This is a genomic window from Polaribacter sp. ALD11, from assembly GCF_002831685.1.
Classification (GTDB): Bacteria; Bacteroidota; Bacteroidia; order Flavobacteriales; family Flavobacteriaceae; genus Polaribacter.
The window spans coordinates 2496060-2516233 of record NZ_CP025119.1 but is presented as its reverse complement, the minus strand read 5'-3'; the positions used below and the strand labels follow the sequence as shown (position 1 = coordinate 2516233).

The following is a 20174-nucleotide window of genomic DNA, read 5'->3' as shown; positions in this document are numbered from 1 at the left end:
AAAAATACACTTTTTATTCTACTTTTTCCACCTTAAAATTATTTCCATTAAAAAAGAATGTTTCCTTTTCCTTCTTTCCTAACAATAATTTACCAATTGGTGAAGATACCGAAACGGCATAATAAGAATTACCTTCAACTACTAATTGTCCTGCAGAAATACTTAAAAAATAATTTACTTTTTCGGTATAAATAATACTTCCTAAACACGCAATTTTAGACGCTTTCGCAACCTCTATTTTTGCTAAAATTTCTCTCATCTGCGTAATTCCTGCTAATTGTTGTCCTGCTTTTTCCATTTCTAACTGCAACATTGCGCGTCCCGTTTCATGCTTATCGCCAGCAGAACTTTTAGTTTCAGACTGCAACGCTTTTTGATTGGATGAAATAATCTCTTCTACAGTTTGCAAACGTTTATTTACATATTCGTCGCAAAGTTTATATAATTCTTCTTTAATATTCATTTTCTAAAGTAAATGCAAATGCTCCGTAATTTCCATGATGAGAAATTGAGCACGACTTCGTTAATCTTTTTTCTTGATAAAAAAAAAGAGGAGCACCAATAGCCGTTTTTCTTTTTTCTATTTCATCTGGCAAAACATTTATTGCTTCTGCTAATTTGGCTCTAAGGTTTCTATCTACAATATTTGCTTTTCCAATTGTAGAGAAAATAGAAGTTGTTGCTGCGTTTTTTTTTGCAATAGTAGAAATATAAAACAAGCTAAAAGCTGTAGTTGTATAAAAGACCTTATCTTTAAAAACCACAGTTCCTTCTTCTTTAGAGATTAGAGTACATTCAAACTTTAAAGGGGCAAAAAAACGTTTTTCTACTTTTTGAGTATAACACTTATAAGCAGCTTCTTTCATAGACCAAAATTGCCAAACTTTTAAAAACGGATTGTCAGCATCGTGAATCTCCTTTTGCTCTTTTTGAGTGAATTGCTTCTCTAAAAAACCTTTTCGTTGCCAATTACTTTGGGTTTTAGCAAGCTTTATATCAACAATATCATTGCCAATATTATGCATCCATTTTAGATTGAATTACGGCAACAGTTGCTTTTACAGAAAGCATTTTCTCCATAGAATCGTTGTCTATTTCTATTTTAAACTCGTCTTCTACATCTAAAATAATATCTACTAAATTTGCAGAATTTATCTCTAAATCGTTTATAAAATCTGTGTCTTCAGAGATGTTTTTAAACCCATCTTCATTTTGAATATAAGGCTTTACAATGGTTGTTAGTTTACTTATAATTTCTTCTTTTGTCATATTTTATTTATTGTTTTAGACCTCACAGGTTTTAAAAACCTGTGAGGTCTTTCTTTCTCTTAAATTAGTTATAATTTATACTTTTTAAAGATAACACAAGCATTTACATCACCAAAACCAAAACTTGCTTTTGCTAAAATAGTAATGTTTTTCTCTATTATTTTTGCTGGAATTTTATCCGAAGAAATTAATGCTGTAATTTCTGGATGCACATCTTCACAATTTATATTCGGAAACACAAATTGTTCTTTAATTTGCAAAACAGCAGCTACAGACTCAATAGCGCCAGAAGCAGCCAAACAATGGCCAACCATAGATTTTAGAGAGTTTATATAAGGGAAATAAGTTCCTTTTCTTTGCAATGCTTTGGTCCAATTTTCTATTTCTAAACTGTCTTTAGATGTTGCTGTTAAATGACCGTTTATTACATCAATTTCTTCCGCAGAAATAGCAGCATCTAAAATTGCATCTGTAATACATTTCTGAACCGCTTCTGCATTCGGAGCCGTTAACGTTCCGCCATTTCTTTGTCCGCCAGAATTTATATTTCCACCTAAAACTTCCGCATAAATTGTAGCATTTCTCTTTAAAGCACTTTCTAAAGATTCTAAAACCAAAGCTCCTGCACCACTTCCAGGAACAAAACCAGATGCAGATTTACTCATGGGTCTCGATCCTTTTTCTGGCGAGTCATTGTGTTTATAAGACATTACGCGCATTGCATCAAAACCACCCCAAGTATATAAACTACTATCGCTAGAACTCCCAACCAACATCCGTTTTGCTTTTCCGTTTTTAATACGTTCAAAACCTAATAACAAGGCTTCTGTTCCTGTTGTACAAGCAGATGAATTTGTGGTTACTTGGTTTCCTAAACCTAAAATCCCGCCTAAATAAGCCGAAATTCCGCTTGCCATGGTTTGCACCACAGAAGTACTACCTAAACGCCTTACTTGTTGCTCATCAATTTTATAAATTGCCTCTCTAAATTTTTCAATTCCAGATGTTCCTATTCCAAAAATTAAACCAGAATCATAATCTAATGCGGAGTTTTCATCCACAGAAAAACCTGCATCTTTCCACGCATCAATTCCTGCTATACATCCGTATAAAATAGAAGTACTATTAAACCCACGTAGTTGTAAAGGTGTTAAATATGTTGCTTTTTTTTCTTCAGAAATATCCGGAATTCCGCCAATACAGCAAGAAAATCCCTTGTCTTTTAAATTTTGATGAAAGGTAATTCCTGAAATCCCAGCTTTTATCGCATTTGTAAACGCAGGTAAACCAACGCCATTTGGCGACACAACTCCTAAACCAGTAATTACTACTCTATTTTTTACTTGTGCTGATTTCATTTCTTTATCGATTTTAGACCTCACAGGTTTTAAAAACCTGTGAGGTCTGTCATTATAGAGATTAAGCTTTTATCATTCCAGAAATAGTTCCTCTGCAAACCAGTTCATTTTTCTCATTCATCATTTTTACTTTGCATTTTAACTTATTGAATCTAAAATATTCTTTCTCTGAAATCACCGTTACTTTTTCATTTGGTAAAACAGGTAAATAGAAATCAACCTGATTAGAGGTTAACGCAATTTGTGGTTTTTTCTCTGTTGCTGAAATTTCGTCTTTTAATAAATAAATACCCAAACATACAACGCCAATTTGTGCCATTGTTTCCGTTAAAATAACGCCTGGTGTAATTGGATTTCCTTTAAAATGACCTTCATAAAAAAAGGCAGTTTCGTTGAAAGTGTAATTTCCTGTAACTCCATCTTCTGAAATTTCTGTGAGTTCTTCAACAAACAAAAAAGGATTTGTATAAGGAAGGTTTTTTATGATTTCTATTTGGTTCATTTATTAAGTTTAACAGACCTCACAGGTCTTATCACTGCTTATTATCATTCAATTACCACTCTAACAAAATTCGTTGCGCAGAAAAACCAGGACCAAAACTCAACATTAAACCTCTTTCTCCTTTTGCTGGATTCCGATCCATGAATCGTTCTAAAACATATAAAACGGTTGCGCTAGACATATTACCATACAAACGTAAAACTTCTTTTGTATCATCTATATTCTTTCCTAAAACACCAAATAAATCTTCCACCGTTTGTACAATTTTCTTTCCTCCAGGATGAAAAATTAAGTGATCTACATCATCAATTGTCAAATTACTACGTTCTAAAAACGGATGCACAATTGCCGGAAAATGATCTGATATTTTCTGTGGAACTTCCTTATCTAATATCATTTGTAAACCTGTATTTACCAGTTTAAAACCCATCATAGAAGTCGCATCGTAAAAGTGATACATGGCTTCATCAATAATTGCTGGCCCTTTATCTTCTTTATAAGAAGACAAAATAACCGCAGAAGCCCCATCACCAAAAATAGCAGCACTTACAATATTTGTCATCGAATAATCTTCTAACTGAAACGTTGCTGTTGGTGCTTCAACAGCTATTACAGCAGCTCTTTTATTCGGATTTGCTTTCAAAAAATTCTTCGCATAAATAATACCAGAAACTCCTGCTGCGCAACCCATTTCTGTAACTGGCAAACGCACAATATCTTGTTTCATTTGCAGCGAATTAATCAAATAAGCATCCATAGACGGAATCATAATTCCCGTACAACTTACTGTAATTATATAATCGATATCCGTAGGTTTTAAACTCGCTTTCTCTAAAGATTTTTTTAGTGATTGTTCTGCTAATTTTACAACTTCTCTTGCGTAAATATCATTTTTTTCTTCAAAAGAAGTTGCCACAAAAACTTCTTCAGGATCCATTATAGAATAGCGCTTGTCTACACCTGCGCCTTCAAAAAGTTTAATCACTTTTCTTTGAAAACGAGTATCTTGATCTTGCATCCATAATTTTACAAACGGAATAATATCTTTTGTTTCTCTGTGATATTTAGGAAGTTGTTTTGCAACTGCTATTATTTTTACCGCCATTTTTATTTCTGAATTATCCATTGAAAACGGAATGCCCATTTCCAAGAAATTTGTAATTTTACATTTAATTTTTGAGCCATTCTTTCTAAATCTTTTCTTTTGAATCCTCTTAAAACAGACGTTAATCCGTCTTCAATAATCATTTTATTTTTGATAAAAAGAGACAACAACATAAATAAATAATATGCCAATTTATGTCGATGTAAATCGTTTACTACAATTGCTATTTTTGTTTGTTTTAGAGTATTTCCCAGAAAAGAAACCAATTGTTCTTCTTTAAAATGATGCAAAAATAAGGTTGCCAATACTACATCGAATTGTCTGTTTTTAAATGTATCAGAAAAAATATCTTCCGTTTTAAAACTCAATTCGGGAAATTCGGTTGATAATTCATTTGCATATACTATTGCAGTTGGATTCGCATCAATACCTAACAACGTCATTTTGTAACCGTTTTTTCTTCCAAATTTTGCCACATCTCGTAAAATATCTCCATGACCACAACCAATATCTACAATAGTTAGCTCTTCTTCTTTTGGGTGATTTTTTAATACTTTTTTCAGCGAATTTAAAGTTACTAAATTCCCCCCTAAATACCGATTGATATTTTCTAACTTATCTAAAGTATCTCGTAGTAAATCTCCACCAATAGAAAAATCGTCCATTAATTCTTCTTTGTCTGTTCTATTTTTTGTGCTGATAAAAAAATCCATTAAATTTTCATTGGTTTACCATGTGTTTGCTTAATTATAATTGGTAATAAAAAAGGTAGTTTCTTTAAAATTTGCAATAAAACAGCTGCAATTCTATCTTTTCTAAATAACATTGCTATAAAATGACCCGCTTTTAAACGCAAGCTAAATTTTTTATTCCACTGTCTAATATATTGCTTCTCGAGTTCGTTTCTAGACACGTTTTTACCATTCAAGTAATTTAGAATCAATTTAGATGCTAGTTGTGCAGATTGAATTGCCATACTCATTCCATTTCCACAAAGTGGATGAATCATTCCTGCAGAATCTCCACACATTAGAATATGGTTTTCTACTGGCTTTTTTGTTTCAAAAGAAATCTGACTAATCGTTAAAGGCTTCTCAAAAATAGCTTCAGAATTCTTAAATATTTCTTTTAAAAATCTATTTTTAAAAACAACTTGCTCTTGAAAATCATCAATATTTTTATACTTCTTAAAGGATGAAAAACTAGTGATATAACACAAGTTAATAGCATTATTTTCAACTTTAGAAATACCACAATAACCGCCTTTAAAATTATGAAGTGCCACTAAATCTTCTGGAAAACTGCCTTTTACATGAATTTTAACCCCTAAATAAGGTGCCTTTTTTTTGATAAAATTACGTTCCATTTTCACATCTAATAAAGAACGTTTTCCAAAAGCGCCAATAGTTACTTTGGTTGTAAAATTTTGATTTTCCTTCGTTTCAATCGAAAAAATATCATTTTCAAAATCAACATTTATTACTGAATCCTGTAAAACTGTTACGCCATTTTTTAGTGCTTTTTTAGCTAATTCAAAATCTAAAGTGTATCGTGAAATCCCAAATCCTCCCAAGGGCAATTTTGCCGATATTACTTTATTTTTTGTAGTGGATAATTGAAACTTTTTAATTTTAACAGCACCAAAATCAAACGGATTGATTTCTAAAAAGTCTAAATAAGGCAATACTTCATTCGAAATATATTCTCCACAAACTTTGTGTTTAGGGTATTTATTTTTCTCAATTAATAAAACCTTTATACCAAATTTTGATAAATGAATTGCATTACACAAACCTGCCAAACCTCCACCAATTATAACAACATCAAAAATTCTATTCATATTTCAGTGTCTCCTCGAGCGCAGTCGAGAGGTTTATCATTCTAATCTATTAATTCTGCCAACTCTTTACCAACTAAACTACCAATTGCAATTCCCATTCCGCCTAAACGAACGCCACAAAAAACATTACCAGACAATTGTTTTACAATGGTTTTTTTCTGATTTCCCACGCCCATAATTCCGCTCCACCTGTGTTCTATTTCAAAATCTGTGTTTGGTAAAATTGTTTCTTTTAATATTCTTTCTAATTTATTCTGAATAATATCAGTTAGACCAAATTCTGTAGTTTCTTCTGTTTTAAAATCTAGATTTCTTCCGCCTCCTAATAAAATTCTATCATTAATATTTCTGAAATAATAATACCCTTTATCTAAATGAAAAGTCCCTTTTATATGTAGATTTTTAATGGGTTTTGTTACTAAAACTTGTGCTCTCGCTGGTTTTACTTTTTCTTCTAGAAGTTGATTTGCAAATCCATTTGTAGCAATAAATAATTTATCTGTTTTAAAGGTAATTTTATCCGTTTTTACTGCTACCAAGTTTCCTGTTTCGGAAAAACTTTCAACTGAAATATTATTCAAAATCTTCACTCCTAATTTTTGAGCTTTATTTAACAATTCAAAAGCCATTTTTCCTGTATCAATCTGTCCTTCAAAATTATTTGTAATATATTGTTGATGCACATTTTTGAAGTTAAATTTATTCTCTGAAATAGAAAAAACATCATCTTTAAAAATAGGTTTTAGAAGCTTATTTATTTGCTCTTTTTTAGAAATACATTCATTAAAAAAGGATTCAGATTCGCATAATTCATATCCTTTGTGTTGCAAAAAATTAATGTTTTTATCACCTAAATTCTTACGTAATAGTTGCAATCCTTTCCAGCGCTTATTAACCAAATTATAAATTTCTTGTTCTGTGTGTGCGTTTAAATCGTCAATAATTTCAGATATGCTTCCAAAACAAGCAAAACCTGCATTTTTAGTGCTTGCTCCTTGAGGTAACATTCCTTTTTCAATGATTAAAACCTTTGCTTTCGGGTGATTTTTTTTGAGTTCTAAAGCACAGTTTAGGCCTACAATTCCACTACCAACAATTGTAAAATCGATGCTAGAAAACCATTCTTTTAATTCCCAATAACTATAGTTCATTTATATATATTTTTCAAAACAAATACTATTTTCCATTCTTCTATATTGTGCGTAATTTGGAATTATTTTATAATTACATTTATGATAAAACTGTACAGCTTCAACTTGTCTTTTACCTGTTTCTAAAATACATTTTTTATAGCTTAATTCTTTTGCCCAAGTTTCTAATTCTGTTAGTGTTTTTTGAGCAATTCCTCTTCCTCTTTTCTCCGAAGAAACAAACATTCTTTTTACTTCTACAGAATCAGAATCAAACTTTTTAATAGCTCCACAACCTACTGCAATTTCATCAACATAAGTTACAACAACAAATTGTAAAACATCGATATTATTATACTGATTGTAAAAATCGTGTTCGTCTTCATCTGTAATTTTTAGATATGCATCTAAATGTCTTGTCAATTTAATAAAATCTTGGTTTTTAGAGTTTGTTCTTGTTATTTTTAGATTCATATTCCTGTTTTTGTTAATACGAAGAATAAATTAATCTTATAATTAATTAACAGATTGCTTCGTCATTCATTCCTAGCAATGACGGAATGCACCTTAAAATTCAAACTTTAATTGTACCCAAATAGGTGCAGTAATTTCTGTGTTTAAATTCCCAAAAGACAACCCTAATAAACGTACAGAATTTGGTAATTTATCTTGATATAACAATTCTTTTACCACAGGAAAAAACTCATTTTTCGTCTGCATAAAAGTTGCTTTTGTCTTACTTCTTGTTTGTTGTGTAAAATCTGAATATTTAATTTTTAAGGTAATGGTTTTTCCTTTAGTATCCGTTTTTTTCATGCGTCTTTCTAACTCATCTGCAATTTTATCTAACTTTTCTATCATAAAAATTTCTGAAGAAATGTTTTCACTAAAAGTTCTTTCGGCTGCAAGAGATTTTCTAATCCGATTTGGTTTTACAGCACTGTTATGAATTCCGCGAACAATATTGTAATAATGAGTTCCAGATTTCCCAAACAACTTTATCAATTCTTCTAATGACTTTTTCTTTAAATCATTCCCTTTGAAGATCCCTAAATTGTACATTTTTGCCGCAGTAACTTTACCTACTCCGTAGAATTTATTAACAGGAAGTTCTTCTAAAAACTGAATTACCTCATCTGGATGCACTGTTTTTTGTCCGTTTGGTTTGTTTATATCAGACGCTACTTTTGCAATAAATTTGTTAATAGAAATTCCTGCGGATGCTCTTAGACCAGTTTCATCGAAAATGCGCTGTCTAATTTCTTTTGCAATTGTATTTGCAGACGGATTCCCTTTCTTGTTTTCTGTAACATCTAAATAGGCTTCATCCAACGAAAGTGGTTCTACCAAATCTGTGTACTCGTAAAATATTTCTCTAACTTTTTTAGATATTTCTCTGTAACGATCAAAATCGCTATTTACAAAAATTAAATGTGGGCATTTTTGCCTTGCTAAAGTGCCACTCATTGCAGATTTTACACCAAATTTACGCGCTTCATAACTTGCCGCAGAAATAACACCTCTTCTGCCCTCTCCACCTACTGCAATTGCTTTCCCTCTTAATTCTGGGTTGTCTAATTCTGCTACAGACGCATAAAAAGCATCCATATCTACATGAATTATTTTTCTAAAAGGAGGTTGCAATTCCATGAACACAAAAATAGTCTAGATTAATTCTTCAATTTAGTTTTTTTTGATGAAAAAAGGAAATACTTTCGCGCCGTAAATTTTTGGTTTCTTTTTCATAAAATTGAATTAGAATTAAAAGGGAATCAGGTGATTTTTTTTATAAAAAATCCTGAGCTGTTCCCGCAACTGTAAGCATTGTCTAAAAATTAGATTACTGTTATTTCTCACACCACTGTCTTTACAAAGATGGGAAGGTTTTAACAAAATGCAAGCCAGGAAACCTGCCTAAAATTATATTCGTGTTTTTATGCTTTCGGGAGAAAGGCAAAAAATATTTTTAAAAATTCATAACTCAACCCTGTTTTAACTACCAAAACACTGCTTGCATATATGATGTTTTATATCGTAAATATTAAATCAATTATAATGAGAAATCTCTATTCGAAAATTATACTATTATGTATAATTACACTTGCCGCTTGTTCTAAAGAAACTAACCTTTTAGAAGAAACACCAATTTTTGACACGACTTTTATTTTAAGTCTAGAAAGTGACAACACATCTTTGACTTACTTAAACAAAGACAAATACCCTACATTAAATGTGTATTCTTCTGCCAATAGTGAAACTACATCTTTTTCTGAATTTAATAACAAGTTGTATTTGGTAAGCCAAAATGGACCTAGTTTTATTTCTATTTTAGATTTAGAAACTTTAAGTTTAGAAAATACTGTAACCACATCTAAGGTGGGCTCGCCTTCTTATTTGCAAATGTATTCTGATACCGATGGTTTGGTAATTAATACTTCTGGTAGAGGAAGAAGAAAAAAATACAATTTATCTACTGTAAATACTGTTACAGGAATTGGAGAAAGTATTACAGGTACCTCTAATGCTGTTTTATTTAATAATGCTGCCTTATTATTAGACGGAGAAAATGTTCTAATTGCAGATGGTAAAGAGTTAAAATCTTTTGATATAAACACAAAAACAATAAAAACGCTTCTAACTTTTTCTGAAAATATTTCTGGAGTATTAAGAAATAATGAAAATAATATTTGGGTTGCTACAGAAAAAAGAACGGCTTTAGCTGCATTCACAAAACTAAAGAACGATTACACCATTTCAGAAACGGTTGAAATTACTAACGAAACTATTAATCTATTTAAAAACAGTATTTTAAATATGAATTCAAACTCAGAAACTGCCTATTGGTCTGAGTCTGCTTCAGGTAAGATTTATAGATTTAATACCACTACAAAAACTGTAGAAGAATTCGCTTCACCCATAAATAATAGTGTAGCTCTTAACACAGTTGTAAAAGAGCACCCAGTTACAAAGCAAGTATATGTTGCAGGTTTAGAAGATTTTTTTAATCCTGACAACAGTATTTTAGCTATTTATAATAATGATAAAAGTTTTGCTAAAGAAGTAAAAAGTATAGGTGTTTCTCCAATCGACATTTATTTTTCTAATAAAGTTTTTTTTAATAATTAATTTATTATGAGTTTGTTGTCCTTAAATGATAACAAACTCATTTTACTCTTTTAAAAAATGAAGACAAGTATTTACAACCTTTTCTAACTCTTTAGACATGTTTTTTTCTTTCCATGGATGAGAAACATTAAAAACATGATTTGCTTTTTCAATAATTTCTAATCTGCTTTTAGAGTTCCAAGAATGTATTTTTTCACCTTCCTCTAAAGAGATTGAAGTATCTTTATCTCCGTGAAGTATTAACTGCGGGATCTTTAAATTTCTTACCGCTTTTTCAATATTTAAACGTTGTTCATTTTCTTTAAAATCTTCATAAAATTGATAAAAATGTGGCATGTTTTGCTTTGTTCTTCCGTTTAAAACATATTTAACGCCTGTTTTTTTCCAATTCTCCAAATCGCCAATAGTTGAACTTCTTGAACCAAAATCGCAAACAGAAGCTAATGTAATTACTTTTTTAATTCGAGCATCTTCATTTGCTTTTAGTAACACAATTCCGCCACCTCTACTATGTCCAATAATAGAAATATCATTAGAATCAACTTCATTCTTAAATTTTTCTTCAGATGAAATCCAATCTAAAACACTTTCTAAATCGTCTAATTCTTTGGTGTAATTATTATTTCCAAAAGCATCTAAATTTGGAAAATCTATAGGTTGTTCAAAAGTTCCTCCATTATGAGAAAAATTAAACTTAACAAAGAAGAAACCTGCATTTGCAAAAGCTTCTGCCATTAAATTCCAAGCACCCCAATCTTTAAACCCTTTGTAACCGTGGCAAAAGATAATTATTTTTTTTGGTTGATGATCTTCTTTATAAAAAACATCTGTTACAATTGGCTTATTGTGCGTTCCCTGAACTACTCTATTTTGTATACTTTTCATTTTCTCTTTAAATAAATCCTTTTATTAATGTAATAACTGCAACAAAACCCGTTAAAATAGACAATACTATATTAATGTCTTTTGTTAATTTCCCTGTTTTTTGTTGAATCTTTTTTGCAAACTTTCCGTATAAAAAAAGGACATAAAATGTACCAAGCACAGACCCTAAAGTAAAAAATAATACAGAAACCATGTGAAAACTAAATAGACGAAGAGCATCTAGCAATACTACAATTCCGCAAAAAAAAGGAATGCCAAACATGTTTATTACAGATAATGTAATTCCTGTTAAAAAAGGAAATTCTTTTTTCTTCTTTATTTCTTCAACTTTAATTTTTCCTTTTCTAGATGCGCTATAAAAATAGTAAGACAACAATATAAAAATAAGGATTCCTGCTTTTTCTAAAACACCTAAGATTGCTGGATTTTCTGCAATGTGTTTGGTTAAAATAACAGCAATAAATACCTGTGGAATTGCAATAATAGAAACACCTAAGGCATATTTATTAGAAGCTTTTCTTCCTTTTTCTAAACTAATTTTTAAGGAAGTCATATTTAACATACTTGGTGGTATAGAACCTATGGAAGAAAGAATAAATCCGATAAAAAAGGTTAAAAACAGCATCAGAATAAATTATTTAGAGAAGTAGATACACTAAGTTTACAATGGCCACAATTCCTGTTAAACATCCCAAAATAAAATCCATTTTAGCTGCAATATACGTTAGTTTATGTTGAATTTTTTCAGCAACAATAGCATATAGAGAGTACAGAGAAAAAGACCCCAATGTGGAACCAATTGAGAAGTAAAAACCATTTAATAATGAATACTCAAAATATTCTAATCCTATTAAAACAGAAATTGACGTAAAATAAAAAGGAATGGCAATAGTATTTAAAGAAGACATGATGATACCATGTGAATAGGCTTTTGATTTAGGAATTTCTTTTTTTTCTTTCTTTTCGTTTGAAGTGAAATGTATTCTAAAAAAATTGATAGATAGTAGAAAAAGAATTCCAGTTCCTATTTTTTGAATTAGAGTAATATACGTTGAGTTTTTCATTAAAATACTAGACAAATATGCACCAATATTTGCCTGAAAAAATAAAATGGTTGCATAACCACCAATTAAATAGAACGCAGCTTTCTTACCATTTCTTAAACTAAATTTTACAACTGTTAAGTTTAAAAAACTGGGTGTTATACTACCTGCTGCTGCAATACCAAAACCCAAGACAATAAAAATAAGAAAGTTCATATATTATTTTAGATACACAAATAAACGAAAAAACGCGTCAAGTAATTGACGCGTTTCGTATTTGTAGTAACTTAAAAGAGTTTTATTAAATTACACCTTGGTCTAACATGGCATCGGCTACTTTAATGAAACCAGCAATATTTGCTCCTTTTACGTAGTTTATATAGCCATCTTCTTCTGTTCCAAACTTTAAACAAGCTGTGTGTATAGAATTCATTATTTGATGTAATTTAGCATCCACTTCTTCTTTCGTCCAGTTTATTTTCATGGCGTTTTGAGACATTTCTAATCCAGAAACACCAACTCCACCTGCATTTACTGCTTTACCAGGTCCGTATAAAATTTTGGCATTATGAAACTCATGAATGGCTTCTGGAGTACACCCCATATTAGAAACCTCTGCTACATATTGTACACCATTTGCTATTAACTTTGCTGCATCTTCTCCGTTTAACTCATTTTGAGTAGCACATGGCATTGCAATATCACATTTTACACTCCAAGGTTTTTCATTTGGATAAAAAGTAGCTTCTGGAAATTCATCTGCATACGGAGAAACAACATCGTTATTACTTCCTCTTAATTGTAGCAAGTAACTTATTTTATCATCATCCAATCCTTTTTCATCATGAATATATCCATCAGGCCCAGAAATAGTAACTACTTTTCCGCCTAATTCTGTGATTTTTAAAGCAACACCCCACGTTACGTTTCCAAAACCAGAAAGCGCAATCGTTTTACCTTTAAAATCGTCATTTTTAGTTTCTAACATTTCTTTTGTAAAGTAAACGCCTCCAAAACCTGTTGCTTCTGGTCTAATTAAGCTTCCTCCCCAATTTAAACCTTTACCTGTAAAAACGCCCGAGTTTTCTTGTTGTAATTTTTTAAACATACCATACATAAAACCTATTTCTCTAGATCCTGTTCCAATATCTCCAGCAGGTACATCTGTACTTGGTCCAATAAATCTCCATAGTTCTAACATAAATGCTTGACAAAAACGCATAATTTCGGCATCTGATTTTCCTTTTGGGTTAAAATCTGATCCTCCTTTTCCACCTCCCATTGGTAATGTAGTTAAGGCGTTTTTAAATATTTGCTCGAACCCTAAAAACTTTAAGATGCTTAAATTTACACTTGGGTGTAATCGAATACCTCCTTTGTAGGGGCCAATTGCGTTATTAAACTGTATTCTGTGACCTAAATTCACATGAACATTTCCTGAATCATCAACCCAAGAGATTCTAAAAGTTAAAATACGATCTGGTTCTACTAAACGTTCAATAATTTTTGCAGCCTCATATTGTGGGTTTTCATTATAAACCGTTTCAATAGACTCTAAAACTTCTTTAACAGCCTGTAAATATTCCTTTTCGTTAGGGTGTTTCGTTTCTAGATTTATTAAAATTTCTGTGATATTCATATTAATATAATTAACAACTATTTATATAATAATTTTAATAACAAAAATACATCTTTAAAATTGATTTTTAAACAACATGTTTAGTTGTATTTTTTAATATTTAACAAAAAAATAATCCTTTTTTACGAATATGAGCTGTGTTTAAATATTTGAAGGATCTTTTTTATTATATACATATTTTTACATAAATCCCTCAGGTGGTAATTCTTCATCTGTATTTTCTTCATTTGTATAAATATCTTTCAATGAAATGCCTGCTTTAAAGATTGCTGCCCTGTTATTTGCTCCATCAACAACAGCTGTAAGTGGGGTTTTAAAAGAAATATGGCGTAAATAAGAATCTTCAAAAACAGCTTCTTGTTCATTTAAATAAGCCACATCAAAAAAACCATCTTTTATAAACGGATTTATGGTTAAATACCCCACTTTAAATGATGTCAAATTTTGAAAAAAATGTGTTCCTTGACTCGGATCTATTCTAAAATCTTCTAAACCAGATTCTACAATTATTTTTGCTGCAGAAATTTGAGACCAAATTACTGGAATTCCCAACCAAGAATCACTTGAGCCCCAACGCCCAGGACCTACCAAAATGTAGGGTTTGTCTGCTGCTACAAATTTTTTATTAATATCTTCTACTGCTTTTGCTATATCTCTTGTATTGGCCGAATTAAACGTATTGGGTTTTACATAAACAACATCGAAAATGTTTTCATATTTCCCATTTCCTAAGGCAGATTCAGAATAAATTATGGTGTCTGAAACATCTAAATTTTTAGGCAATTTACTTACCGTTTCTACACTTTCTACAATAGGCCTTATTTGTAAAAAACTAAATTCTTTTGGTTGTCCCGACGGAACATCTAGCTTTACGGCAAACTCTATTTCTATTGGGTTTCTCATTTCTCGTTGCCCAATTCGTAATAATTCTTTTAAAATTTCTGGCAACGGAAAAGTGTTGTATTTTAAAATATTATCAAACGTAATTACACGAATTCCGTCATGCATTACGCCTGGTCTAATCATATTGTTTTGTAAATCATAGGTAGATGCTACAAACTTTAAAGAACCATGGTGTTCGGCTTTTCTAATCGTTACTTTCTTTTTATTGATTCCCTCACTGGTAGATGCTTGATAACTATCTGGGTCTACATCTAAACCATAAAAATATTGCTGTGTGTTTCTTTGAGTGGAGCCCGGAGAGGATAATTGTAACACTTTTTTTGGATGATATGGCGAGAAACGTAAAGATTGCCCTCCACCTACAATTATTTCCCCTAAACCTAAAGCAATATTCGCAATTCCTTCGTTTGGTCTTTCTTCTCCAATGGGATAAAAATTAATAGAACGTGCAACTCCAGATATATTTGGATAATACACGTCTTGGTATTGTTTACCTGTAACCTCTTGTAAAATTACGGCCATTTTATCTTCTTCTATTGTGTGCGATATGGCTTTTAAATATAATTTACTATTTTCGAAAAAAGAGGATGCCATCACCGATTTTATTGCATCGGAAATCATTTCAATTTTTTTATCGATTTCAGAATCTGGAATCATATAGGTTGAAAAAACCCCTGCAAAAGGCTGGTAATTAGAGTCTTCTAAAATACTCGAAGATCTTACTGCAATTGGACATTTGGTTGTTTTTAAAAATGCTTTAATATCTTCTAAAGCCCATTCTGGTAAATCTTTTGAAATAAATTCATTTAGTATTTTTTCGTCATCCGAACACTCTGCTGCAAATTTAATTAGTTTGTGCGTATCAATAAATTGATCAAAAACGTCTGTACTTATTACAACCGTTCTTGGTATTGTTATACTTACATCTTCATATTTATTATACAAATTATTTCGCTTTAAAAAAGAGTCTATAAATGCCAGACCTCTTCCTTTTCCTCCTAAAGCGCCTTCTCCAATTCTTGCAAACCCAACAAATTCATCATATTTAAGTTTGTTAAATTTTACAATTACACCTCTAGATCTATAGATTCTATATAATTTAATAGCGCTATTTAAAAACTCTCTTATTTGATTGCTGTTTTCAAAATCGTCATACTCTATAGTGCTTAGTAAATCTCCTAAAGGAAAAAGGGCTCTAGATTTTAACCATTTAGAAAACTCGCTTCTTGTTGCATGATACATCAAACAATCTTCAGTAACAATTTTTATTGCTTTTTGAAATTCACTTAAATCTTTAACTGTTGCTAAGACTTTCATTTGCGTTGGATCCCAAAATTCGAAGTCTCCAAAAGCAAAGTATTTTACAATATAGTTTCTTATATCTACCCCTAATGTTTCTGAATGTTTATATAAAAATTTTCCTTTAAGTTCTAAAGCTCGTTTTTCATTATTTTCATCAGAAGATTGAATTAAAAATGGAAAATAACGTTTGTAATTTCGAACATAATCTAAAAACAAGAATCCTGCTTCTTCATTTCGTACTCCGTCTTTATAATAATTAACATCAGATATTACGCCTAATAAATTGTCTCTATAGGTATCGAATAAATGCATTCCTTCTTCAAAAGTTGTCGCCAATAAAATTTTTGGCCTCCCTCTCATTAAGAGCATTTTTCGATGCTCATTTAACCCTTCAGACATTATTTGTTGGGTTTGTTTAAGGATAACTTTGTAAATAAGTGGAATATATCTAGAATAGAATTTAAGCGAGTCTTCTACTAATAAAATCGCTTTTACACCAACTCCATTAATATCAACTTCGGCGTTCATTCTGTCTTCTGTTAATTTTATGATGGCTAAAAATATATCTACATTTCCATTCCAATGAAAAACAAAATCTATAATACCTGTGTTCCCTTTTTTTAGCTTGCTTCTTAGTTGTGACGAGTCATGACTTAACGCCGCAATTGGCACATCAGGAAAGGCCTCTTTAATTATTTTCGACGTTTCGAATGCTTTATAATTACCAATATCTAGCCAAGTAATAACAATGTCGATTTTATGAGAGTTCATCATTTTTAGAGCTCTTCTTGCAGAGTTTGCATGAACAAAATTTGGAGGATACCTTAAGTTTAATGAGGTGTATTCATTAAAAATTCGTTCCTCGATTCTACCATCTTCTTCAAGCATGTAAAAATCGTAGTTAGAGCAAACTATTAACACCTGATTAATTCTTTTTTTCATTAACTTATCGAAAGTAACTTCTTTAAATGCATACGATTTTAAGTTGTCTATTATATTATCTTTCATATTAGTTTCTTTGTTTATTAACACACAATATATAAATTTTAGTTTCTAAATTTTTAAAAATAAAAAAAGCGCATCAAAAATGATGCGCTTTTTTTATTTTATTAAGGTTTTATTTAGACAACACCTTGGTCTAACATAGCATCTGCAACTTTTACAAAACCAGCAATATTTGCACCTTTTACGTAATCTACGTAACCACCCGTTTCTTTACCATAGGCAACACAAGAAGTATGAATATCATTCATTATTTGATTTAATTTCTCATCAACCTCTTCTCTTTCCCAGTTATAACGTAAAGAGTTTTGGCTCATTTCTAAACCAGAAACCGCAACTCCACCAGCATTAGATGCTTTTCCTGGAGCAAATAAAATTTTTGCTTCTTGAAAAACTTCAACGGCTTCTGGTGTAGAAGGCATATTTGCGCCTTCTGCAACACAAATACACCCATTTTCTATTAATGTTTTTGCTTCGTCGCCATTTAACTCATTTTGAGTTGCACATGGTAAAGCAACATCACATTTTATTCCCCAAGGTCTTTCACCTTCAAAGAATTTTGCGTTGGTATACTTTTCTACGTATTCGTTAATTCTACCTCTTCTTACATTTTTAATGTCCATAACAAATGCTAATTTTTCAGCATCTATTCCGTCTTCATCATAAATATAACCAGAAGAATCTGACATTGTAACTACTTTTGCGCCTAATTCGGTTGCTTTTTCTGTTGCATATTGTGCAACATTTCCAGAACCTGAAACTGCTACCGTTTTTCCTTTAAAAGAATCTCCGTTAGCTTTTAACATGTTTTGTGCAAAATACACGTCTCCGTAACCTGTTGCTTCTGGTCTAATTAAAGAACCGCCCCAACTTGCACCTTTTCCTGTTAAAACACCAACAAACTCGTTGCGTAGTTTTTTATATTGACCGAACATAAAGCCGATTTCTCTTCCTCCAACACCAATATCTCCTGCAGGTACATCTGTATTTGCTCCAATATGACGGAATAATTCTGACATAAAAGCTTGACAAAATGCCATTACCTCTCTGTCTGTTTTTCCTTTCGGATTAAAATCTGATCCTCCTTTTCCTCCACCCATTGGTAAAGTAGTTAGTGAGTTTTTAAATACTTGTTCGAAACCTAAAAACTTTAAAATAGATAAGTTTACTGAAGGGTGAAAACGCAACCCTCCTTTATATGGGCCAATTGCAGAATTAAACTCCACTCTATACCCTCTATTTATTTGTGTTTCTCCGCTATCATCTACCCAAGGAACTCTAAAAAGCAAAGTCCTTTCTGGTTCTACCATTCTTTCTAATAATTTCTTCCCTTGATATTTAGGGTTGCTTTCAATAAACGGAATAACAGTCTCTGCTACTTCGTGTACAGCTTGTAAAAATTCTGGCTCGTTTAAATTACGCTCCTTAACGTAATCCATGAAAGCATTTATTTTAGATTCCATAATTTTTAATGCGATTTTTTATGGTATTAATTAAAATTTAAAGGCACAAAGATAGCTAATTTTAAATATGATAAAATTTATTATTAAAAAATTATTAAATCTCGAAACCCCTGTTTTCAATCGATTTCGTAGCCTGAATAGCAATAGTTTTAATTTCCATTATAAAACTCTTTAAAAAAATGTAAATTTGCATTCTAATCTAGAATGAAAAATGTTAGATAAAGTTAAAGAACTTATTGGTGATGTGCAAGCTTTTAAAGCAACAACCAAAGATGAAGTAGAAACATTTAGAATTAAATATTTAGGAAGCAAAGGTTTGCTAAAAGAGCTGTTTGCTGAATTTAAAAATGTAGATGCAGCAATGCGTAAAGATTTTGGACAAGCTTTAAATAACTTAAAAAATTCTGCAGAAGGCAAAGTTGCAGAATTAACAGAGACTTTAGAAGGTGCTACAAGCGATAAGTCTTTTTATGGCGACTTGTCACGTCCTTCAGAACCAATTGAGTTAGGTTCTAGACACCCAATTTCATTAGTAAGAAACCAAATTATTGAGGTTTTTAATAGAATTGGTTTTACCGTTTCTGAGGGTCCAGAAATTGAAGATGATTGGCATAATTTTACTGCATTAAACTTACCAGAATACCATCCTGCAAGAGATATGCAAGACACGTTCTTTATAGAACAAGACCCAGATATTTTATTAAGAACACACACTTCTTCTGTGCAAGTACGTTATATGGAAGAAAATAAACCACCTATAAGAACTATTTCTCCGGGAAGAGTTTTTAGAAATGAAGATATTTCTGCAAGAGCACATTGTATTTTTCATCAAGTAGAAGGTTTATATATAGATACAGATGTTTCTTTTGCCGATTTAAAACAAACACTTTTATACTTTACCAAAGAGATGTTTGGTAAGTCTAAAATTAGATTACGCCCTTCTTATTTTCCGTTTACAGAGCCAAGTGCAGAAGTAGATATTTATTGGGGATTAGAAACGGAAACAGATTATAAAATAACGAAAGGTACAGGTTGGTTAGAAATTATGGGGTGTGGTATGGTAGACCCTAATGTATTAAAAAATGCAAACATCGACCCAACAAAATATTCTGGTTATGCTTTTGGTATGGGAATCGAACGTATTGCCATGTTATTATATCAAATACCAGATATTAGAATGTTTTACGAGAACGATAAACGTTTCTTAGATCAATTTAAATCAGTTATATAATGAATTATTTTACACAATTTTGGGACGAAGAAAGAGATGATGAAAACGCAAGTTGGGGAACCTCTACTTGGTTTTTTGAAACGAATGACGCAGATGAAGTTTTAAAACAAATCACTATTTATAAAAATGATAAAGTTTTTAAATATAGTGAAGAAAATTTAGAAGATGAATTTGGTGGTTTATGTGAAGATACATTAACGATTGATGACTGCGACGGAGAAATAATCTCTAAAGAAGATTTTTATAAAATTTGGGAATCTTAATTTTATCAATTCAAATTTAAGAACACTCCTTCTAAAAAGCTATATAAAAGCTAATTAAGCAGCATATAAAGCATTTTTTTTTACAATTTCAAGCCGATATTTTTATCGGCTTT

20 protein-coding genes and 1 riboswitch are annotated in these 20174 nt (G+C 31.1%); of the genes, 3 read left to right on the top strand and 17 right to left on the bottom strand.

Annotated elements, in window-relative coordinates; genetic code table 11:
* Positions 1–13 precede the first annotated feature (13 nt).
* From CW731_RS11120 to dinB, 11 genes are all read right to left on the bottom strand, one after another.
* Entirely contained in the window at positions 14–463 is a 450-nt protein-coding gene (locus tag CW731_RS11120) for a 3-oxoacyl-ACP synthase (RefSeq protein ID WP_100946793.1), read from the bottom strand.
* Positions 453–1025 (bottom strand): 4'-phosphopantetheinyl transferase superfamily protein, encoded by a 573-nt coding sequence (locus tag CW731_RS11115; RefSeq protein ID WP_100946792.1) that lies wholly within the window; start codon positions 1023–1025, stop codon positions 453–455. Before CW731_RS11115 ends, CW731_RS11120 begins: the two co-directional genes overlap by 11 nt.
* Positions 1018–1269 carry an acyl carrier protein gene (locus tag CW731_RS11110; RefSeq protein WP_100946791.1) on the bottom strand — a complete coding sequence of 84 codons (252 nt, stop codon included), beginning with the start codon at positions 1267–1269 and terminating at the stop codon, positions 1018–1020. Before CW731_RS11110 ends, CW731_RS11115 begins: the two co-directional genes overlap by 8 nt.
* Positions 1270–1337: 68 nt before the next feature.
* Positions 1338–2627 (bottom strand): beta-ketoacyl synthase, encoded by a 1290-nt coding sequence (locus CW731_RS11105; protein ID WP_100946790.1) that lies wholly within the window; start codon positions 2625–2627, stop codon positions 1338–1340.
* A 61-nt stretch (positions 2628–2688) separates the two neighbouring features.
* Positions 2689–3129, bottom strand: a complete 441-nt coding sequence (locus CW731_RS11100; protein ID WP_100946789.1) for a 3-hydroxyacyl-ACP dehydratase FabZ family protein — start codon at positions 3127–3129, stop codon at positions 2689–2691.
* A 52-nt stretch (positions 3130–3181) separates the two neighbouring features.
* Positions 3182–4234 (bottom strand): type III polyketide synthase, encoded by a 1053-nt coding sequence (locus CW731_RS11095; protein ID WP_100947692.1) that lies wholly within the window; start codon positions 4232–4234, stop codon positions 3182–3184.
* A 2-nt stretch (positions 4235–4236) separates the two neighbouring features.
* Positions 4237–4947: a methyltransferase domain-containing protein gene (locus CW731_RS11090; protein WP_100946788.1), complete on the bottom strand. Its 711-nt coding sequence runs from the start codon at positions 4945–4947 to the stop codon at positions 4237–4239.
* A complete protein-coding gene (locus CW731_RS11085; RefSeq protein WP_100946787.1) occupies positions 4947–6074 on the bottom strand; it encodes an NAD(P)/FAD-dependent oxidoreductase in 1128 nt (375 codons plus the stop codon). Before CW731_RS11085 ends, CW731_RS11090 begins: the two co-directional genes overlap by 1 nt.
* A 41-nt stretch (positions 6075–6115) precedes the next feature.
* A complete protein-coding gene (locus CW731_RS11080; RefSeq protein ID WP_100946786.1) occupies positions 6116–7225 on the bottom strand; it encodes an FAD-binding oxidoreductase in 1110 nt (369 codons plus the stop codon).
* On the bottom strand, positions 7226–7678 hold the full coding sequence (locus tag CW731_RS11075) for a GNAT family N-acetyltransferase (RefSeq protein WP_100946785.1): 453 nt from the start codon (positions 7676–7678) through the stop codon (positions 7226–7228).
* A gap of 93 nt (positions 7679–7771) precedes the next feature.
* Positions 7772–8854 (bottom strand): DNA polymerase IV, encoded by a 1083-nt coding sequence (dinB, locus tag CW731_RS11070; protein WP_100946784.1) that lies wholly within the window; start codon positions 8852–8854, stop codon positions 7772–7774.
* 64 nt (positions 8855–8918) lie between these two features.
* Positions 8919–9137: riboswitch (cobalamin riboswitch) on the top strand.
* Positions 9138–9259: 122 nt separating this feature from the next.
* Here dinB and CW731_RS11065 point away from each other — a divergent pair.
* Positions 9260–10330, top strand: a complete 1071-nt coding sequence (locus CW731_RS11065; protein WP_100946783.1) for a DUF5074 domain-containing protein — start codon at positions 9260–9262, stop codon at positions 10328–10330.
* A gap of 42 nt (positions 10331–10372) precedes the next feature.
* Here CW731_RS11065 and CW731_RS11060 read toward each other — a convergent pair whose 3' ends face one another.
* The 6 genes from CW731_RS11060 to gdhA (CW731_RS11035) form a co-directional block, all read right to left on the bottom strand.
* Entirely contained in the window at positions 10373–11215 is an 843-nt protein-coding gene (locus CW731_RS11060) for a S9 family peptidase (protein ID WP_100946782.1), read from the bottom strand.
* 7 nt (positions 11216–11222) lie between these two features.
* Positions 11223–11840, bottom strand: coding sequence for a LysE family transporter (locus tag CW731_RS11055; RefSeq protein WP_100946781.1), 618 nt, complete (start codon positions 11838–11840; stop codon positions 11223–11225).
* Positions 11841–11853: 13 nt separating this feature from the next.
* Entirely contained in the window at positions 11854–12474 is a 621-nt protein-coding gene (locus CW731_RS11050; RefSeq protein ID WP_100946780.1) for a LysE family transporter, read from the bottom strand.
* Positions 12475–12559: 85 nt separating this feature from the next.
* The gene (gdhA, locus tag CW731_RS11045) at positions 12560–13897 is read right to left on the bottom strand and encodes an NADP-specific glutamate dehydrogenase (RefSeq protein WP_100946779.1); all 1338 of its coding nucleotides are present in this window, start codon (positions 13895–13897) and stop codon (positions 12560–12562) included.
* Between the two features lie 180 nt (positions 13898–14077).
* Positions 14078–17110, bottom strand: coding sequence for a PEP/pyruvate-binding domain-containing protein (locus tag CW731_RS11040; RefSeq protein ID WP_100947691.1), 3033 nt, complete (start codon positions 17108–17110; stop codon positions 14078–14080).
* Positions 17111–17223: 113 nt separating this feature from the next.
* Positions 17224–18567, bottom strand: a complete 1344-nt coding sequence (gene gdhA / locus CW731_RS11035; protein ID WP_100946778.1) for an NADP-specific glutamate dehydrogenase — start codon at positions 18565–18567, stop codon at positions 17224–17226.
* Between the two features lie 211 nt (positions 18568–18778).
* Here gdhA (CW731_RS11035) and pheS point away from each other — a divergent pair, with 211 nt between their 5' ends.
* Both pheS and CW731_RS11025 read left to right on the top strand, forming a co-directional pair.
* The gene (gene pheS, locus CW731_RS11030) at positions 18779–19798 is read left to right on the top strand and encodes a phenylalanine--tRNA ligase subunit alpha (protein WP_100946777.1); all 1020 of its coding nucleotides are present in this window, start codon (positions 18779–18781) and stop codon (positions 19796–19798) included.
* Positions 19798–20061, top strand: a complete 264-nt coding sequence (locus tag CW731_RS11025) for a hypothetical protein (protein WP_100946776.1) — start codon at positions 19798–19800, stop codon at positions 20059–20061. Before pheS ends, CW731_RS11025 begins: the two co-directional genes overlap by 1 nt.
* Positions 20062–20174: the final 113 nt, after the last annotated feature.

Bases quoted from the DNA above. Each gene is read 5' to 3' on its own strand.
- CW731_RS11120 (WP_100946793.1), bottom strand. From the start codon at position 463: ATGAATATTAAAGAAGAATTATATAAACTTTGCGACGAATATGTAAAT.
- CW731_RS11115 (WP_100946792.1), bottom strand. From the start codon at position 1,025: ATGCATAATATTGGCAATGATATTGTTGATATAAAGCTTGCTAAAACC.
- CW731_RS11110 (WP_100946791.1), bottom strand. From the start codon at position 1,269: ATGACAAAAGAAGAAATTATAAGTAAACTAACAACCATTGTAAAGCCT.
- CW731_RS11105 (WP_100946790.1), bottom strand. From the start codon at position 2,627: ATGAAATCAGCACAAGTAAAAAATAGAGTAGTAATTACTGGTTTAGGA.
- CW731_RS11100 (WP_100946789.1), bottom strand. From the start codon at position 3,129: ATGAACCAAATAGAAATCATAAAAAACCTTCCTTATACAAATCCTTTT.
- CW731_RS11095 (WP_100947692.1), bottom strand. From the start codon at position 4,234: ATGGCGGTAAAAATAATAGCAGTTGCAAAACAACTTCCTAAATATCAC.
- CW731_RS11090 (WP_100946788.1), bottom strand. From the start codon at position 4,947: ATGGATTTTTTTATCAGCACAAAAAATAGAACAGACAAAGAAGAATTA.
- CW731_RS11085 (WP_100946787.1), bottom strand. From the start codon at position 6,074: ATGAATAGAATTTTTGATGTTGTTATAATTGGTGGAGGTTTGGCAGGT.
- CW731_RS11080 (WP_100946786.1), bottom strand. From the start codon at position 7,225: ATGAACTATAGTTATTGGGAATTAAAAGAATGGTTTTCTAGCATCGAT.
- CW731_RS11075 (WP_100946785.1), bottom strand. From the start codon at position 7,678: ATGAATCTAAAAATAACAAGAACAAACTCTAAAAACCAAGATTTTATT.
- dinB (WP_100946784.1), bottom strand. From the start codon at position 8,854: ATGGAATTGCAACCTCCTTTTAGAAAAATAATTCATGTAGATATGGAT.
- CW731_RS11065 (WP_100946783.1), top strand. From the start codon at position 9,260: ATGAGAAATCTCTATTCGAAAATTATACTATTATGTATAATTACACTT.
- CW731_RS11060 (WP_100946782.1), bottom strand. From the start codon at position 11,215: ATGAAAAGTATACAAAATAGAGTAGTTCAGGGAACGCACAATAAGCCA.
- CW731_RS11055 (WP_100946781.1), bottom strand. From the start codon at position 11,840: ATGCTGTTTTTAACCTTTTTTATCGGATTTATTCTTTCTTCCATAGGT.
- CW731_RS11050 (WP_100946780.1), bottom strand. From the start codon at position 12,474: ATGAACTTTCTTATTTTTATTGTCTTGGGTTTTGGTATTGCAGCAGCA.
- gdhA (WP_100946779.1), bottom strand. From the start codon at position 13,897: ATGAATATCACAGAAATTTTAATAAATCTAGAAACGAAACACCCTAAC.
- CW731_RS11040 (WP_100947691.1), bottom strand. From the start codon at position 17,110: ATGAAAGATAATATAATAGACAACTTAAAATCGTATGCATTTAAAGAA.
- gdhA (WP_100946778.1), bottom strand. From the start codon at position 18,567: ATGGAATCTAAAATAAATGCTTTCATGGATTACGTTAAGGAGCGTAAT.
- pheS (WP_100946777.1), top strand. From the start codon at position 18,779: ATGTTAGATAAAGTTAAAGAACTTATTGGTGATGTGCAAGCTTTTAAA.
- CW731_RS11025 (WP_100946776.1), top strand. From the start codon at position 19,798: ATGAATTATTTTACACAATTTTGGGACGAAGAAAGAGATGATGAAAAC.